Annotated in this window: 14 protein-coding genes; 4 read left to right on the top strand and 10 right to left on the bottom strand. The window is 70.4% G+C overall.

The window, feature by feature from the left end; genetic code table 11:
• Window positions 1–123 precede the first annotated feature (123 nt).
• Entirely contained in the window at window positions 124–1692 is a 1569-nt protein-coding gene (locus tag G6038_RS27075) for a GMC oxidoreductase (RefSeq protein ID WP_346772934.1), read from the top strand.
• Window positions 1693–1714: 22 nt separating this feature from the next.
• Here the strand turns inward: G6038_RS27075 and G6038_RS27070 are convergent, their stop codons facing one another.
• Together G6038_RS27070 and G6038_RS27065 are read right to left on the bottom strand one after the other, a co-directional pair.
• Entirely contained in the window at window positions 1715–3226 is a 1512-nt protein-coding gene (locus G6038_RS27070; RefSeq protein ID WP_165041494.1) for an FAD-dependent oxidoreductase, read from the bottom strand.
• Between the two features lie 29 nt (window positions 3227–3255).
• Complete coding sequence (locus tag G6038_RS27065; RefSeq protein ID WP_165041492.1) at window positions 3256–4107, bottom strand: LLM class F420-dependent oxidoreductase; 852 nt, start codon at window positions 4105–4107, stop codon at window positions 3256–3258.
• A gap of 160 nt (window positions 4108–4267) precedes the next feature.
• Between G6038_RS27065 and G6038_RS27060 the strand changes: the two genes are divergently transcribed.
• Window positions 4268–4915 carry a TetR family transcriptional regulator gene (locus tag G6038_RS27060; protein WP_165041491.1) on the top strand — a complete coding sequence of 216 codons (648 nt, stop codon included), beginning with the start codon at window positions 4268–4270 and terminating at the stop codon, window positions 4913–4915.
• Between the two features lie 39 nt (window positions 4916–4954).
• Here G6038_RS27060 and G6038_RS27055 read toward each other — a convergent pair whose 3' ends face one another.
• The 6 genes from G6038_RS27055 to G6038_RS27030 all read right to left on the bottom strand — a co-directional run bounded on the left by G6038_RS27055 (window position 4955) and on the right by G6038_RS27030 (window position 12682).
• Window positions 4955–5779: a hypothetical protein gene (locus tag G6038_RS27055; protein WP_165041489.1), complete on the bottom strand. Its 825-nt coding sequence runs from the start codon at window positions 5777–5779 to the stop codon at window positions 4955–4957.
• Between the two features lie 212 nt (window positions 5780–5991).
• Complete coding sequence (locus tag G6038_RS27050) at window positions 5992–6129, bottom strand: methionine/alanine import family NSS transporter small subunit (protein WP_165041487.1); 138 nt, start codon at window positions 6127–6129, stop codon at window positions 5992–5994.
• Window positions 6126–7673, bottom strand: a complete 1548-nt coding sequence (locus G6038_RS27045; protein ID WP_165041485.1) for a sodium-dependent transporter — start codon at window positions 7671–7673, stop codon at window positions 6126–6128. The genes G6038_RS27050 and G6038_RS27045 overlap by 4 nt, the downstream gene beginning before the upstream one ends.
• A gap of 94 nt (window positions 7674–7767) precedes the next feature.
• A complete protein-coding gene (locus G6038_RS27040; RefSeq protein ID WP_206025697.1) occupies window positions 7768–8913 on the bottom strand; it encodes a YbhN family protein in 1146 nt (381 codons plus the stop codon).
• Window positions 8910–10343, bottom strand: a complete 1434-nt coding sequence (locus tag G6038_RS32215; RefSeq protein WP_165041483.1) for an HAD-IB family hydrolase — start codon at window positions 10341–10343, stop codon at window positions 8910–8912. The genes G6038_RS27040 and G6038_RS32215 overlap by 4 nt, the downstream gene beginning before the upstream one ends.
• On the bottom strand, window positions 10340–12682 hold the full coding sequence (locus G6038_RS27030) for a glycerol-3-phosphate 1-O-acyltransferase (protein WP_165041482.1): 2343 nt from the start codon (window positions 12680–12682) through the stop codon (window positions 10340–10342). The genes G6038_RS32215 and G6038_RS27030 overlap by 4 nt, the downstream gene beginning before the upstream one ends.
• Window positions 12683–12851: 169 nt before the next feature.
• On the opposite strand from G6038_RS27030, the gene G6038_RS27025 reads away from it, so the two are divergent.
• Window positions 12852–14333: an AAA family ATPase gene (locus tag G6038_RS27025; protein ID WP_165041480.1), complete on the top strand. Its 1482-nt coding sequence runs from the start codon at window positions 12852–12854 to the stop codon at window positions 14331–14333.
• A gap of 52 nt (window positions 14334–14385) precedes the next feature.
• Window positions 14386–15111 carry a VIT family protein gene (locus G6038_RS27020; protein WP_165041478.1) on the top strand — a complete coding sequence of 242 codons (726 nt, stop codon included), beginning with the start codon at window positions 14386–14388 and terminating at the stop codon, window positions 15109–15111.
• Between the two features lie 38 nt (window positions 15112–15149).
• Here the strand turns inward: G6038_RS27020 and G6038_RS27015 are convergent, their stop codons facing one another.
• Together G6038_RS27015 and G6038_RS27010 are read right to left on the bottom strand one after the other, a co-directional pair.
• On the bottom strand, window positions 15150–16043 hold the full coding sequence (locus tag G6038_RS27015) for a universal stress protein (RefSeq protein WP_165041476.1): 894 nt from the start codon (window positions 16041–16043) through the stop codon (window positions 15150–15152).
• A gap of 52 nt (window positions 16044–16095) precedes the next feature.
• On the bottom strand, window positions 16096–16855 hold a 760-nt coding region (locus tag G6038_RS27010), incomplete at its 5' end, for a zinc-binding alcohol dehydrogenase family protein (protein ID WP_165041474.1).

Raw genomic sequence — 16855 nt, 5'->3', positions numbered from 1 at the left:
CAGCGTCCGATGTGTCCAAGAGACAGCCCCCACCCGACGCGAGCGAATGTATCGTTCTGTCGGCCTGAGAAGGTGAGCGATACATTCGCTCGGGTGGCTGCGTGCAGTCAGGAGCGAATCGGAGTGACCCCGAGAATTTCCCGTCGTGCCCTGCTCGGCGGAGCGGCCGCCGCCGCGGTCGGACTGTCCCTGCCGTCCGTCGCGCGGGCCCGGCCCGCGGTGACCGAGGAACGTCACCGCGCCGTGATCGTCGGCAGCGGATTCGGTGCCGGCGTCACCGCCGCGCATCTCGGCCGGGCGGGCGTGCGCACGGTCGTGCTCGAACGGGGCCTGCGCTGGCCCTCCGGTCCCAACGCGGAGACCTTCCCACACATGATGACCCCGGACCGGCGGGCGTCGTGGCTGTCGCCGCTGCCGGTGATGACCGCGGCACCGCCCATCCCGTCGCAGCCCTACACCGGGCTGATGGAACGGGTGAAGGGCAACGGCATCGACATCCTGTGCGGAGCCGGGGTGGGCGGCAGTTCCCTTCTCTACCATGGGATGACGCTGCAGCCCGACGGGGAGCGCTTCGCGCAGAGCGTGTCGTCGCGCATCGACTACGACCTGCTCGCCGCCGAACACTATCCCCGCGTGGCGCGCACGCTGCGTCTGCAGACCATCCCCGACGACCTGCTGAACCACGAGCGTTACCGCTCGTCGAGACAGTTCCTCGAACGGGTTGCCGAGGAGGGCTTCGAGCCACTCCGTGTGCCGATGCCCATCGACTGGGAGTTCGCCCGGCGGGAGCTGGCCGGCGAACTGGCGCCGTCGTACACCAACGGCGACCTGATCTACGGCGTGAACAACGGCGGCAAGTTCTCCGTCGACGTGACGTACCTGACGGAGGCCGAGGCCACGGGCAACGTCCGCATCGAGACGCTGCACCGGGTCAACGACATCGAGCGCGGACGGGACGGCACGTGGATCGCGCACACGGACCGGATCTCCACGGACGGTGTGGTCCTCGAACGTAAGCGCATCCTCGCCGACGCGCTGTTTCTCGGTGCCGGATCACCAGGTACCACAAGGCTTCTCGTCAAGGCGCTCGCGAAGGGTCTGATCCCGGATCTGCCCGAGGCCGTGGGAACGGGATGGGGCAACAACGGCGACCGCGTGTTCTCGGTGACGACCCCGCTGTTCAGTCCGGGTGCCTGGCAGGGCGGACCCGCGTGCGTCGGCTTCAAGGATCTCGGGAATCCGGCCGGTCCTCTCATGATCGTCACCGGCCCGGTGCCCTTCCCGGCCGACCTGGGTACAACCTCGGTGATCGGGCTCGGGGTCGTCCGTGGGCTCGGCCACTGGCACTACGATTCGGTGCTCGACGACGCCGTGGTCGACTGGGACCAGACCTACGACCGGGAGCTCACCCGGGCCATCGAGGCTCGCATCCGGCAGGTAGCCGGGCCGGCGGCGATCGTCGTCGACGTCAACGCCGCCGACGTCAACACCTTTCATCCGCTCGGCGGCGCACCGTTCGAGTCGGTCTGCGACGACGCGGGCCGCGTGCTGGGCCAGCGGGGCCTCTACGTCGTGGACGGCGCGAAGATCCCCGGCTCGACCGGGGCGTGCAATCCGTCCATGACGATCGCGGCGCTGGCGGAGTTCGGTGCCGACGATATCGTCCGTCGCGATGTCGGCGCCCTCTTCTGACCACCCCGAACCGGGCCGAATGTCACATGGGTTCGATCGAATCGAACCCATGTGACATTCGGCCACACTCGGCGGAGGCGGCAGCGACGCCGGCGCGACGGCCGAAGAAGCTGCTGTCCCCGAGCGACGTGCCGCTCGCGTAGCCCCCCGCACACACGCCGGAGGTGCACCGGCCCGCGGCATACAGGCCCGGGATCGGTTCGCCCGACACGTGCAGGACTTCCGAGTTCACGGTGGTGCGCAGGCCGCCGAGGGTGAAGCCCGCGGTGCAGTTGCGCAGGTCCAGGGCTGCGACGGGGGTGCCGATCGGCGTGACCCACTCCGGCTTCTTCCCGAGGACGGGATCGGTGCCGGCCGCGGCGTGCCGGTTGTACACCTCGACGGTGGCCTGCAGCGTGCCCTCCGGCAGGCCCATGTCGGATTCGAGTTCGGCGACCGTCTCCGCCGCCCACTTCGGCGGGAACCGGAAGTACGGGGTGGAACTCGTCGTCGTGCAACCTTGTTCGTACGCCGCCTCGTCGATGATCAGGTACGCCTGGTTGTCGTTCTCGAGAAGGGTGAGCTGCCCGATGCGTCCCGGGTAGGTGTCCTCGGGAACGTACCGCTGGCCGCGGCCGTTGACGAGGATGCCGCGCGCCATCAGCTGCGGGTCGGCGAAGAACGCCACCTCGGTGGCGCTCATGTGCGCGAGGTCGGCGCCGAGGGCCTGAGCCATCCGGATGGAGCAGCCGTCGTGCTCCTCGATCGCGGCAGCCGGGCGGCCGATCAGCTGCGGGGCGAACGAGGTGATCATGGCCTCGTTGTAGGCGAAGCTGCCGGTGGTGAGCACGACGCCGCGCCGCGCCCGCACGAAGACCTCCTTCCCGTACTTCTTGGCGGCGATCCCGACGACCCGGTCCGTGTCGTCGACGATCAGCCGCTGCACCCGGATGTCGAAGACGGTTTTCACGCCGAGGGATTCGGCCGTCTCGGCGAGCGGCTTCATCAGCATGTACCCGCCGCCCTGCTCACCGGTGCGCTTGTTGCTCATCTGCGGCACGTGGCCGCGCGGGGCGGGTGTGGCGATCTCGTTGAACGGGGCGGAGTTCTCGCCCCCCGAGTACATCAGGCCGTCGTCCCCGGGGATCTCCCATCCGGGCTCGCCCCAGAACGCCGGTTTGAAGACCACTCCGTTGTCGGTGAGCCAGTGGTAGTGCTCGACGCTGCCGTCGCAGTATTCCGAGATCTTGGCCTCGTCGGCGCCGGGCCCGAGAGCGGCGAGCATGAATCTCTTCATGTTCTCCGGGGTGTCCTCGAACCCGAGTTCGCGCTGCAGCGGGGTGCCGCCGCCGAGGTAGACGATTCCTCCGGACAGGGAGGCGGCACCGCCCCAGCCGCCGGTGCGTTCGAGGATCAGCACGTCGGTGCCGGCTCGCGCGGCCTCGATGGCGGCCGAGACGCCGGCGATGCCGTAGCCGGCGACGACGACGTCGGCCTCGTGGTCCCAGGCGGTGACCTCTGCGGCACGGAGCGGGCGGAAGGGGGCTGTGGTCATGGAGGTGTTTCCTTCTCGGTTGTGGACCGTCAGCGGGTCGGTTCCAGCGTGGCGGCGAGCTTGTCCAGGTAGGCGAGGATCTCGTCCTCCGAGCGGTCGGGCAGGCCGAACATCACTTCGGTCACGCCGAGGTCGCGCCACTGCTGGAGCTTGGCGGGGTCGGGCCGGCCGGCGAGGACGACGATCTCCGGGGCGCCGTCGCGGCCGGCCTCGGCCCAGGTGGCGCGCAGCCGCTCGACGTTGTCGTCGATGTCCCGTTCGATCGGGGTGGTGATCCAGCCGTCGGCGGAGCGGGCGATCCACGCGAAGGTGCGCTCGGTGCCGCCCGCGCCGATCAGCACCGGTGGGCGGGGCTGCTGGATCGGCTTGGGCCAGGCCCAGCTCGGGCCGAACGAGACGAACTGCCCGTCGTAGGAGGCTTCCTCCTCGTTCCACAGCGCCTGCATCGCCTCGAGGTATTCGCGCAGGGCGGTACGCCGCTTGCCGGGAGGTACGCCGTGGTCGGCGAGTTCCTCGGCGTTCCAGCCGAAGCCCGCGCCGAGGACGACTCGCCCGCCGGAGAGGTGGTCGAGGGTCGCGATGGTCTTGGCCAGCGTGATGGGGTCGTGCTCGAGGGGCAGGGCCACCGAGGTGCCGAGCCTGATGGTCGAGGTGACGGCGGCGGCGAGTCCGAGGGCGACCCACGGGTCGAGCGTGCGGCGGTACCGGTCGTCGGGCAGCGTCTCGTTGCCGGTGCCGGGGTGTGCGGATTCGCGGCGCACGGGGATGTGGGTGTGTTCGGGGACGTAGAACGCGTCGAAGCCGCGTTCCTCGGCCGCAAGGGCGGCCCTCTCGGGCCGGATGCCGCGATCGCTGGTGAACAGGGTGATGCCGTGACGCACGGAAGCTGCCTCCCTACTTGTCGGGTCCACGCAACTGTAACGCGTTCTAGTGCTGGGTGGAACCTGTTCCAGACACCTGTCCATTTTTTCGGTCAGGTCCCGGCGCCGGTCCAGGGAAGGCGCACTACGCTGGCGGGCAGGCGTACGAAAGGTGAGGACGATGGCGGAGCCGAGTGCAGCATCCCGAACGAAGGCGCGGTCCACTTCGCTGCTCGGCGCGGACCTGAAGCCGGCCCAGCGCGCCCGCTACCTGAGGATCATCGAGACCGCGAAGGAACTGGCCTCCGAGGGCGGATACGACGCGGTCCAGATGCGTGCCGTCGCCGAGCGGTCGGGTGTGGCGCTGGGCACCGTGTACCGCTACTTTCCGTCCAAGAACCACCTGCTGGTGGTGGCGATGGTGATGCTGTTCGAAGATCTGAGCAACAGGTTCGGCGACACCGACATCCCCGGCGACTCGGCTCACGAACGGATCATGTCGGTGCTGCACGGCTACATCGGCCGGCTCGAGAGCGACCACAACCTCTACGACGCGCTCGTGCGTGCGGCGATGTTCGCGGACGCCTCGTCGTCGGCCGAGCTCGACCGGCTCGGAGCGATCATCACCGGGATGTACGCCCGCGCGGCCGGGGTCGAGGTGGTCAGCGAGCAGCTCCTCAACGCGGTGCACGTGATCGCGGACGTGTGGATGTCGAACCTGGTGAGCTGGGCCGCCGGTCGGGCCACGGCGGATCAGGTGATGGCGCACATGGACAGCGTGGTGCGGCTCGTGTTCGACCGGCTGGAGAAGCTGCAGGCGATCGGCTGACGCGTCCGGGGCGCGCATGCGCGCCCCGGACGCGACGGATCAGGCGGGAACCTCCACGATCCCCACGGTCGGGAGGAAGAAGCACGACGTCTCGCCGTTCTGCACCGTGCCGAACACGGCGGCGAGGACGGTTCCCGAGCCGGTCGCGACCGGTGCCGCGCGGACTCCGCCGAGCGGGACCGCGCCGGCGAAGAAGTTCTGCACCGCGGCGGCGACGAGGGGCTTGGCGAACTCGGGCAGTCCTCCGGGCACGGCGAGGGCTGCGGCCTCGGCGATGGTGCCCATGGGCACGAACCCGCCCTGGAAGGTGTTGACGTTGAACCAGGCGACCTGCATGCCGGTGGTGTTCCCGCCGTCCTTCTCGACGCCCATGGGCACGAAGGCGAACAGGGTCTCGCCGGGATCCACGGCATTGACGGGACCGACCGCCGGGATGTTCAGGTTGGGCCACGGGCCGGGAGCGGCGCCGGCGACGGCAGGGGCGATACCGAGCGGCAGGCTGCCGCCCTCGGTGCAGAAGGGCGCGCCGGTGGGGTAGAGGAACGGCTCGATGCCGAGGCCGCGCAGGAACTCCACTGCGTCCTCGTAGGCGGAGAGCGGCGAGTTCTCGGCGACGTCGGTGGCACCGCCGCGGGCGGAGCCGATGGCCTCCGCGGCGGCGAGCGCGAGCGCATCGGCGCCCGGCTGGGCCCGGAGCGTCTCGAGGGCGCCGAGGAGCGGGTCGGGCGCCGGCGCCGCGGCGACTGCGGGGTCCGCGGGGGGTTCGGCGGCCGCGACGGTGGGCAGCGCCAGAGCAGCGGCCACGGTGAGGGAGGCTGCGGCGGTGAGCCGGCGCAGCCTGCGCCGGGTGGTCCTGGTGGTCATGCTTCGCTCCTGTACGTGGTCGGAACCGGAACACCCTCCGCCCCGGAGTCGTGCGACGGCTCCGGGGCGGAGGCCCATGGGTCTGGTGTTACTCGTGTGACTCATGGTGTTCGTGGGGTCAAGCAGACCACACGAAGAACAGACCGGCCAGTCCGGCGCGGCGTGGTGTTATTCAAACGAAACGAGTTGTGTCCGGTTCGAGACCGGACATTTCAGTCGTGGCGGGGTTCCGCCGGCGCCAGCCCCGAAGTCTCGTCCGGATTCCGGCGCAGGTGCAGCAGGCTGACCGTGAGACCGCCCCACACCAGCCCCAGCGCGACGAGCATCATCCCGATCGCAGATCCACTCACAGTCTCTCTCCCGCTTCCGTCGATTCGGTATGCGCCAGCTCGGCGTCGGTCAGGCCCCACGGCGCGAAGGACAATGCCACCGCGATCACGATCACCAGCACCTGCACGCCCCACCCGAACGTCATGACGAGTGCGTCCGGCAGGTCGTTGTAGCCTTCGTCGATCCGGTCCACGATCTCGCTGATCAGCATGTAGCCGAGCACGACCGGGGTGAGGACGCCGGCGAAGACCCGCCAGAGCAGGCCTACCCGGAACGACGACACCGAGTTCAGATGGTCCTGCAGCTCGGGCAACCGGCGCAGTCCCCACGCGAGCACCACGAGTGTCGCGAAGGCGACCCCGACGATGCCGAACTGGTTGGCGAAGCGGTCGACCACGTCGAGGGTGTTCAGGCCGGTGGTGGTCGGGAAGAGCAGCAGCGAGGTGATGCTTGCGACGCCACCGACGAGCAGGACCGCCGGCACGCGGGTGAAGCCGGTCTTGTCCTCGACCGCCGACACGCACACCTGGATGATGCTGATCAGCGAGGTGAAACCGGCGAAGACGAGCGAGCCGAAGAACAGCAGGCCGAACAGGGAACCGCCCGGCATTTCCGAGACGATCGTCGGGAACGCGATGAACGCCAGCCCGATACCGCCGCTGACCACCTCGTCGACGGCGACGCCCTGCGCCTGTGCCATGAAGCCCAGCGCCGAGAACACGCCGATTCCGGCGAGGATCTCGAAGCTCGAGTTCGAGAAGCCGACGACGAGACCCGAGCCCGTGAGGTTGGTCCGGTGCTTGAGGTACGACGAGTAGGTGACCATGATGCCGAACGCGACGGACAGCGAGAAGAAGATCTGCGCGTAGGCGGAGATCCACACCCCGGTGTCGGTCAGCGCCGACCAGTCCGGCCGGAAGAACGCGTCGAGACCGGTGGCGGCGCCGTCGAGGGTCAGCGCCCGCACCACCATGCCGGCGAACAGCACCAGCAGCAAGGGCACGAAGAACCGGTTCGCCGCGCCGATGCCGCGCTGCACGCCCAGACCCAGGATGACGAGCACCACGACCCAGATGCCGAGCAGCGGCCACGCCACGCCCGGGACGAAGTCGAGGCCGAACGCGGCGTCCGCGTTCATCTGCAGGAAGTCCTGCAGGAAGAAGGTCTCCGCGTCGTCGCCCCATGCCTGCGTGGCCGAGAAGAACGTGTAGCGCAGCGCCCACGCGATGATCACCGCGTAGTAGACGCCGATGACGAAGCAGATGCCCACCTGCCACCAGCCGAGGCTCTCGGTCGCGCGCTTGAGGCGGTGGAACGCCAGCGGCGGCGACCCGCGGAACTTGTGACCGATCGCGTAGTCGACGAACAGCAACGGGATGCCCGCGGTCAGCAGGGCCACCAGATACGGCACGATGAACGCCCCGCCGCCGTTCTCGTACGCGATGTACGGGAAGCGCCAGATGTTGCCCAGGCCGACCGCCGAGCCGATGGCGGCGAGAATGAACACCGACCGGCCGGACCAGACCTCTCTCTTGCGCACCGCTGCGTCCTCAGTCACTGACATACCTTTCCTCGGTTACAGACTGTCGACGCTAGCGCCCGCGCGCCTGCCCCGTGGGTGATCCGAGGGGGACGGCCGCGGTGTGTCGGAGCGGAGCTCAGTCCCGCCACAACTTGTCGAGTTCCGGACCCGGTTCCTCGTCCGGCGGTGCGCCGCGGTAGCGCAGGGCGAATATCACCCAGCCGATCGACGCGATCATCAGGAAGCTCACGAGCCGGTATACGACGACGGCGGCCAGGGCCTGCGCGCCGGTCATCCCGCTGGCCGTCAGCGCGGGCACGAGCACGGCGTCCATCACGCCGAGCCCGGCGGGCAGGAGGGGGATTGCGCGGCTGGCGGCGGTACCCGCGGCGTACGCGACGGCGATGCCGGCCAGGCTGGGCTTGCCGCCGATCGCGTACGCGGCGAAGGCGAGGCACGCACCGTCGCACAGCCAGTTGAACAACGACCAGCCGAACGCGCGCGCGGCGTGGGTGCGGTCGAGCTGGACCGCCTGGAGCTGTGCCACGATCCGCTGCCAGGCGCGGGTACCGGCCCGCGCGGGCTTCTTGCGCAGGCGGTTCACTCCGCGCAGCGCGATGATGCCGATCGATTCGAACGCGTCGGGCCGGCTTGCCGCGTACTGCACGAGCACCAGGAACGCCGCGAACCCGCCGAGGGAGAAGATGAGCGAGAACGGGTTGGTGGTGGCACCGACGAGCAGCGCGCCGACCAGGCCGAGCAGCGCCAGACCGGCGGCCTGCAGCAGGCCGGCCATCACCAGCTGCCAGGTGGAGACGACGGGGCTGGCCCCCCACTTGCGCATCTGCCGGTAGGTGAAGGTGGTGGCGACCACCGGTCCGCCGGGCAGGGTCACGCTCATCGAGTTCGCCGCGTACGCCACCGACAGGGACTGGCGCTGTGTCACGGTGACCCCGGCCGCGGACAGCAGGGTGCGCTGTACCCGGGCAAAGCTCGACATCTCGGTCAGTGCGGCCAGGATCGCCGCGCCCACCCACCACCAGCGCAGGTCGCCGAGGCTGCCGACGCTGGTCTTCAGCTCCGGCCAGACGAGAACGACCTCCACGGTGAGGACGACGACGAGCACGAGCCCGAGCAGCCACTTGAGGCGCCGGCGCCGGGTCGGCGACATTCCGCCGTTGCCGTTGCCGTTGCCGTTGCCGTTGCCGTTGTCTACTCCGTGGCCCGGGGTGTGGTCGTCTTCGCCCACGGGCGCGCCCCCGTTCTCACCCGCATCGGTCATGCGGTCGCGGGCCAGTTCGCCAGCGTCTTCCGGTACAGGTCCTCGACCTCCGCGACCCGCGGACCGAGCTCGTCGAGGGTCCAGTCGCTCACGTCGATGGGATCGAGGACCACCACGTCGACGGTTCCCGGCCGCAGTACCGTGGAGTGCTTCCACAGCACCTCCCCGGCGTTGCGGATCACCACCGGCACGATCGGCACGCCCGCCTGCATCGCGATGTGGAACGCGCCCTTCTTGAACCGGCCGATCTCCGGGGTCAGGGAGCGGGTGCCCTCCGGCGCGATGATCACCGAGGTGCCCTCGCGCAGCGTGTCGACCACGGGACCGAGTGCCGCCTTCGCCTGCTCGGTGTTGGCCCGGTCCACGAACGCCGCACCGACGAAGCGGAGCACCAGCCCGAACAGCGGGTCGCTCGCCATCTCCTTCTTCGTGACCCCGGTGAAGCTGTGCCGCAGCACCCGCGCCATGATCACCGGATCGAGCTGGCTCTGATGGTTGAAGATGAACACCGCGGGGCGCTGTGACCAGGCGTTGGCCTCGTTCCGGATGTTCACGTCGATGCCGGCGAGCGCGAGGGGCACCTCACCGGTGAGGGTGGCGATCGAGTCCAGCGCCACCTTCTTGTTGCGGTTGAGCAGGCCGAGGCCGACGCCCGTCCACACCGAGCCGAACAGTCCGCCGTACGCGGCGAGGGTGCGGACCACCTCCTTGGTGCCCGGCGTTCCGCGCGGCCTGAATCGCAGGATCGGCCAGCCTTGCGCGGCGGCGGTGCGCTCGAGGTTCCGGTCCGGATTGGTCGGCGTCGGATTGCCCATCGTGGCGAGGAAGTCGGCGTCCTCGCCCCCGTTGGAATACGTGTAGCTCTGCTCGCGATCGATGTTGTTCGCCTCGGCGAACGCCGCCACGGCCTGCGCTTTGCCGCTGCGCCACAACGACTTCCCGTCTACGCGGCCGGTGAGCACGCCGTCGCGCACCTCGAGGGGACTGAACAGGACGTGCTCGACGCCGAGCGCATCCGCCGTCGCCTGGATCTGGTAGCGCGACGCCGAGGACGCGATCACCACCGTGTGCCCCGCCGCCTGGTGCGCCCGGATGAGCTGCCACGCCTCGGGATAGATGTGGCCGGCGATCGTGGACGCGAACAACCGGCGCCCGATTTCGTACAGCTCGTCCTCGGTGTGCCCGCCCCACGCCTTGAACGCCACCGCGACGAACCGCTCGAAATCCGCCTCGGTGTCGTGGCCGCGCAAGCCGTTGAGCATGGTTGCGGCGAGTTCGGCGGCGCCGACCTTCCCGGCGAGCAACCGGTCGCGGAAGAAGTGCAGACCGGAGAAGCCGTGGACGATGGTGCCGTCGAAGTCGAAGAATGCCGCGATCTCCGGACCCTTCGGCCCGGTACGCACCCGCTCGAGCGCTTCCTCGAGGATCACCGCTCCGCCTTTCTGTTGGATACGTCGAGAGATTCGGCGAGCCGGACCCGCTCACCCACCGCCAGCAGCTGTGCCGCGAACTCCTCCCGCTTCTGCCGAATCTCCGCACCCCCACGTTCCAGCAGCCCGCGGTTGGCGGCAAGCTGTAACGCCGTCGCGAACAGTTCCGACGAGACCGATTCGGGTCCGAACAACCGGCCCTGCAGCAGCATCTGCCGGCCGACCGCGACGCACTCGTCCAGGAACGCCTTGCGGTCGACCTGCAGGGACGGGTCGCGCCGGGCGAGCCGCTCGGCGACGACGAGCTGCGCGTCGAAGAAGGACCGCAGGGCTCGATGCACCATGAAGAACCCGGTTTCGAGGAGTGCGGCCAGCGCGAGCTCCACGTCCGGCAAGGCGTCGCGCCAGGACGGCATCAGCAGGGCGATCTCGTCGCGCATGTCGGCCTCGAACCGGTCCCGGTCGGGGAAGAAGAACTCGAACTTGAGCAGGTCGCGCGCCGCCTTGGCCTCCTCCCACGCCGCCCGCACCGGGTCGAGGCCCGGATTGGCGTGCGCGTGGAGGATGGCCAGCTCCATCAGGGCACGGTTGACGAACCAGTGCACGCCGCTGTTGCGGTAGAACGCGGCGACCAGGTGCTGCCCGGGCTGGATCGCGTAGACCGGCTCGTCCCCGCCGGCGTAGGTGGTGACCACACCGGCATCGCTCAGCGAGGCGAGGACGTTCTCGAGGCCGCCCTCGATGTCGAGGACGCCGAGTTCGCCCTGGGGTATCCCGCGGGCGTCGATGTACCGGCGCACCGGCGCGATCACCGCCCGCACCTCGTCCAGGGTCAGCGCCCGGTCCCGGACGCCGAGCAGAGCGAGGGTTACCAGGCAGTTCACCGTGACCGGGGTGTGGCAGTTGATGCCCACGGCCACCTCGAACGCGACCTTCTGCAGCGCCTTGCGGCTGCGCTCGCTCGCGGGCTCGGCCGGCTCCCCGGACAGCTCGGGGTCCCCGCTCGTGGCGAGCTGCGAGCGCATCGACAGCGGTTCGCCGAACCGCACGTACACGTTGCCGGCGCGGCGCTGCTGGTTGCGCGCGTACCGGGCCAGCCAGGCCAGGCCCTCGGGCTTCTTCTGGGCGCCCGTCTGTTCGGCCGCGACGGCCGCGACCTCGGCGAGCCCCTCGTAGGTGATGGACACCGGCACGAGCATCGCGTCCTCGACCCGGCCGCTCCGGATGGCGTTGGCCACATAGTTGAGCAGACCGTAGCGCGGCGCGCGGAGTTTGCCGGTGCGGGTGCGGCCGCCCTCGAAGTACCACTCGAGGTTGAACCGTTTGGTCAGCAGATACGCGAAATACTCCTCGAGCGCCGCCTTGTAGACGGCATCGTCGCCGAAGCTGCGGCGGATGAAGACGGTGCCGGTGCGCCGGGCGATCGGGCCGATAGGCCAGAACGTCAGGTTGGCGCCCCCCATGAGGTGGTTTCGCGGAAAATCGTTCCGGGCCAGCACGTCGCCGAGCACGAATGCGTCCGCGTAGGACCGGTGCGAGGGCAGGAACACCAGCGGATGCCGGCGGTTGACTTCGCGCAGGCTCCGCAGCCCGGACTCGTCGGCGTGCACGGTCCACGCCGCGGAGTGCAGCGGACGCATCATCTCGGTGAACAGGTCGGTCACCAGCCGGGACTGGACGGCGACGAGTTCCCCGAGGGCGGACGTCGCCCGGGCCCGGACCTCGTCGGGCGCGATGTTGTGCTCGGTGCTGATCGCGTCGAGCCGGCGCCGGAACGACGCCGAGTCCATGATCTGCTCCGCCACCAGCTTCGGCACCTTGTACCGGTCGCCGATGACGGCCCGCTCGGCCCGATCGAGGCCCACCACCGCGCGGTGCGTCACGAACCGGGCGAACGACTCGGGTGCCGGATCACCGTCCTCGGCCAGGTGTCGGGCACGCAGCTCGCTCAGCCGCGCCGGCTCGGCGAGAACGATCCGGTAGCGGTCGGGGGACCGCCCGACCAGCCACTTCTGCAGGAGCCGGTTCGGACTGCGCGGGTTGGTCAGCGCCACGACGTCGGAGAATCGGACCCGGCGCTCGCCGTCCCGGGCCTCCGGCAGCCACACCACCCCCACGGGGAGCACCAGGGGATCGTCGTCCCGGTCCACGAGATCGCGCGCGAGCCGGCGCGGGTCGAGTTCCATCTCCTCGACCGGGCCGTCGGCGCGGTACTCCGTCGGCACCCGGTCCGACCGCAGCCAGCTCGCGATCAGCTTGCGCTCGATCGGCGTCGTCGTCTCGGCGACGACCACCGTCGGTTGTCTCCCCGATTCCGAGCCCCGCGCGTTCGTGCTCATGTCACCCCATTCCCGGATAGCCCGAGTGAAACGTACCGCGTATCCGGCACCGGTTCCGGTGCAACCACACGAGAGACCTTCGGCACTTCTGCCGGCGCGCGATCCGGTCCACCCTGAGGCAAGGTGGGCAGCGTACCGACGTTCGACAAGCCTCATCGGGAGGAACTCCGTGACCGGCACCGACCGATCCGAACCCGCATACGCGGCCATCCGCGAGACCCACACCTCGGTGGTGTTCTTCGTCGGGGGCCGCGTGCACAAGCTCAAGAAGCCGCTCGATCTCGGGTTCCTCGACAACCGGACCCGGCAGGCGCGGGAGCGGGCCTGCCACCGTGAGGTCGAACTCAACCGGCGTCTCGCCCCGGACGTCTACCTCGGCGTCGCCGACGTGCACGGGCCCGACGGGCAGGTGTGCGAGCACCTCGTCGAGATGCGCCGGCTGCCCGACGACCGTCGGCTCGCCGCGCTGGTGCAGCGAGGCGAGCCGGTCGCCGGGGTCGTCACCGCCGTCGCGCGGCAGGTCGCGGCCCTGCACGCCGCGTCGCCGCACGACCCGGCCATCGACCGGTGTGCCACGGCGCAGTTCCTCGACGGACTGTGGCGCGAGAGCCTCGACCACGTCGACCGTCTGCCCGTCGGCGCCGAGGCCGCCGACGCGCTCACCGCGATCCGGGACATGGCCGGCCGCTATCTCGCGGGCCGCAAACGGGTGCTCGACGAACGGATCGCCGCCGGGCGGGCCGTCGACGGTCACGGTGACCTGCTCGCCGACGACATCTTCTGCCTCGACGACGGCCCCCGGATCATCGACTGCCTCGAGTTCGACGACCGGCTGCGCTACGGCGACGCCGCACTCGACATCGCCTTCCTGGCGATGGACCTCGAACGGCTCGGCGGCGAGGCGGCGGCGCGGCAGCTGCTGCCCGCCTATGCCGAGTTCTCCGCCGACGCGTTCCCGCCGTCGCTGATGCACCACTACATCGCGTACCGGGCCGTGGTCCGGGCCAAGGTCGCCGCGCTGCGGCACGAACAGGGTGACGAGCACTCGCGCGGCAGCGCGCTCGCGCTCCTGGACCAGACGCGGCGCAACCTCGACCGGGGCCGGGTCCGCCTCGTCGTCGTCGGAGGTCTGTCCGCCACCGGCAAGACCACCGTGGCCCACCTCGCCGGGCAGCACCTGGGCGCGACCGTGCTGCGCAGCGACGTCGTCCGCAAGGAACTGGCCGGCCTCGCCCCGACGGCCGACGCGACCGCCGCCGTCGGTGCCGGGCTCTACAGCGCCGCCCACACCGACGAGACCTACGGGGAGGTGCTGCGCCGCGCCGCCGTCGCGCTCACCCACGGGGAGTCGGTCGTGCTGGACGCGACGTGGCTCACCGAGGCTCGTCGCGGGGCGGCGCGTGAGGTTGCGGCCGCCGCGACCGCCGACCTCGTCGAGATCGAGTGCCGGGCGGACCCGGCGGTGCTGGTCCGCCGCATCCTGGCCCGGCGCGAGCGGGGCGACGACGCGTCCGACGCCACGCCCGCGGTGCTGGACGACCAGCTGCACGTGCGCGACGAGTGGCCCACGGCTCGCGTCGTGGACACGAGCGACGACGCCCTCCCCGATGCCGCGTGGCTGGAGCGGGAACTCGGCCCGGGACCGTGGTGAGGACAGGCTCGCATTGCTACCGCGGCGCGCGGAATCGCCCTAGCCTGGCGGCATGTCGACCGATCCTTCCCTCAGTCACGCCGACGTCGAGCCGCATTCCGGGGGCATCTCGGCGAGACTGAACTGGCTGCGCGCCGGCGTGATGGGCGCGAACGACGGAATCGTCTCCACGGCCGGCCTGGTCGTCGGTGTGGCCGCCGCCACCACCGACGAATCGACGATCCTCACAGCGGGTTTCGCCGGGCTCGCCGCCGGCGCGGTGTCGATGGCCCTGGGGGAGTACGTCTCGGTCAGCACGCAGCGTGACACCGAGCGGGCGCTGCTGCACAAGGAACGTCGCGAGCTCGAGGAGATGCCGGACGCCGAGCTCGAGGAGCTGACCGCGCTGCTCGAGGGCAAGGGGATGTCGAGGGCGACGGCGCGTTCCGCGGCGAAGGAGATGACCAAGCGCGACGCGCTGGCCGCGCACGCCGAGGTCGAACTCGGCATCGATCCCGAGGCGCTGTCCAATCCGTGGGCCGCGGCGTTCTCGTCGGCGATCTCGTTCACGGTCGGCGCCCTCGTGCCGCTGCTCGTGATCGTGCTGCCCCCGGCGAGCCTGCGGATCCCCGTCACGTTCGTGTCGGTGCTCGTGGCGCTGGCTCTGACGGGTTCGGTCAGCGCGTGGCTCGGGGGCGCGCGGCGCGGCCGGGCGATGTCCCGCGTGGTGATCGGCGGTGCGCTCGCGATGATCGTGACGTACGCGGTGGGTATGGCGTTCGGGACCGTGACGGCCTGAGCCGGCGCCGCCCGTCGCCGGGCGGCACCGGCCGGTCGTCATTTCTTGCGGCTGATCATGATCGGGCAGGGCGCGTTGTGCAGCAGGTTCTGGCTCACCGACCCGAGCAGCGCCCCGGTGAACTGGCTGCGACCGTGGCTGCCCACCACGACGAGCTGTGCGTCCTCGAGGTGGCGCAGGATCACCTTCGCGATGGGGCCCCGGTCCACGACGCGGCGGACCTCCACGTCGGGGAACTTCTCGTGCCAGCCGGCGAGAGTCTCGGACAGGACCGCGGATTCGGACTCGCCCACCGCCTCCCAGTCCACCAGCGTCGCGACGGTGCCGACGCCGAGGGCGGCGTCCCCGATCCACGAGTGCACCGCGACCAGCGGCACACCGAACAGTGAGGCGTACTCGAAGGCGTGCCCGACCGCGGCCGTCGACAGCTCGCTGCCGTCGACGCCGACGACGATGGGCCGGGTGTCCGGCAGCGGTCGTGCCGTGTCGCCGCGCCACACCACCACCGGGCACGGGGCGTGGTTGGCCACGCGCAGCACGGTCGAGCCGAGCAGGAAGTTCTCCACGGCGTTGGCGCCGGTGGCGCCCATCACCACGAGGCGGGCATCCTCGGCGGCCTCGAGCAGAGAGTTGGCGGCGGGTCCCGGGCCGATGAAGCTCTGCACCTCGAGATCCGGATGGTCGGGGCGGACCACGTCGGTGACGTTCGACAGGATCGCTTCGCCGTCCTCCCGGAGCTGGTCGACCATCTGCGCCTGGATGAGCACCGCGGCCTCGCTGTAGAAGATGCCCTCGCTGGGCAGCGAGTGCACCAGGTGCAGCGGCGCTCCGAGACGAGCCGCGAGGGCGGCCGCCCACCGGGCCGCACTCGTGGCGACGGCGGAACCGTCCACGCCCGCTACGACGGCATTCCGGTTGGCAAGTGTGCTCATTCGATCTCCTTCTCGGTGCAGTCTCCGCGCCCGAAGGCGCATGTCGAGTGTTTCACGGAACCAGGACCGCCGCGCCGCCGAAACGCCCCGCGGACAGGTCCTCGAGCGCGCGGTCGGCACGGTCGAGTCCGTACGCGGTGGTGGTGACGTGCAGGTGGTGTTCGTTCGCGAAGCCGAGGAACTCGTGTGCGTCGGAGCGGGTGTTGGCCGTGACGCTGCGCACCTGGCGTTCGCGGAACAGATGCTGCTGGTAGTTCAGCGGAGGCACGTCGCTGAGGTGGATGCCGGCGACGGCGAGCGTGCCGCCGGCATCCAGTGCGGCGAGCGCGGCGGGCACCAGTTCCCCGGCGGGGGCGAACAGGATCGCCGAGTTCAGCGGCTCGGGCGGCTCGTCGTATGCGCCCTGCGCGGAGGCCGCGCCGAGTTCGAGGGCGAGCCGCCGGGCGGTCTCGCCGCGGGTCATGACGTGCACGCGGGCGCCCCGGGCGAGGGCGACCTGCGCGGCGAGGTGGGCGCTGCCGCCGAAGCCGTACAGGCCGAGCACGCCGCCGTCCGGAACCTCGGCGCGCAGCAGCGCCCGATAGCCGATGATGCCGGCGCACAGCAGGGGTGCGAGTTCCGCGTCGGAGTACCCGGACGGCAGCGGCAGTGCGAAAGCGGAAGGAACGGTGGCATATTCGGCGTAACCGCCGTCCGCGTCCCAGCCCGTGTAGGTGGAGTTCGGGCACAGGTTCTCGTCCCCGCGCAGGCAGTATCGGCAGCGGCCGCACGTGCTGCGCAGCCACGGAATGCTCACCCCGTCGCCCACTCGG

This window comes from Rhodococcus sp. 14C212 (assembly GCF_011058195.1).
In the GTDB taxonomy this organism is placed as follows: domain Bacteria; phylum Actinomycetota; class Actinomycetes; order Mycobacteriales; family Mycobacteriaceae; genus Rhodococcus; species Rhodococcus aetherivorans.
This window is presented reverse-complemented; position numbering and strand designations above follow the sequence as displayed.

Excerpts from the sequence above, each read along its gene's own strand:
- G6038_RS27070 (WP_165041494.1), bottom strand. The coding sequence starts at position 3,226 with ATGACCACAGCCCCCTTCCGCCCGCTCCGTGCCGCAGAGGTCACCGCC.
- G6038_RS27060 (WP_165041491.1), top strand. The coding sequence starts at position 4,268 with ATGGCGGAGCCGAGTGCAGCATCCCGAACGAAGGCGCGGTCCACTTCG.
- G6038_RS27055 (WP_165041489.1), bottom strand. The coding sequence starts at position 5,779 with ATGACCACCAGGACCACCCGGCGCAGGCTGCGCCGGCTCACCGCCGCA.
- G6038_RS27045 (WP_165041485.1), bottom strand. The coding sequence starts at position 7,673 with ATGTCAGTGACTGAGGACGCAGCGGTGCGCAAGAGAGAGGTCTGGTCC.
- G6038_RS27040 (WP_206025697.1), bottom strand. The coding sequence starts at position 8,913 with ATGACCGATGCGGGTGAGAACGGGGGCGCGCCCGTGGGCGAAGACGAC.
- G6038_RS27030 (WP_165041482.1), bottom strand. The coding sequence starts at position 12,682 with ATGAGCACGAACGCGCGGGGCTCGGAATCGGGGAGACAACCGACGGTG.
- G6038_RS27020 (WP_165041478.1), top strand. The coding sequence starts at position 14,386 with ATGTCGACCGATCCTTCCCTCAGTCACGCCGACGTCGAGCCGCATTCC.
- G6038_RS27015 (WP_165041476.1), bottom strand. The coding sequence starts at position 16,043 with ATGAGCACACTTGCCAACCGGAATGCCGTCGTAGCGGGCGTGGACGGT.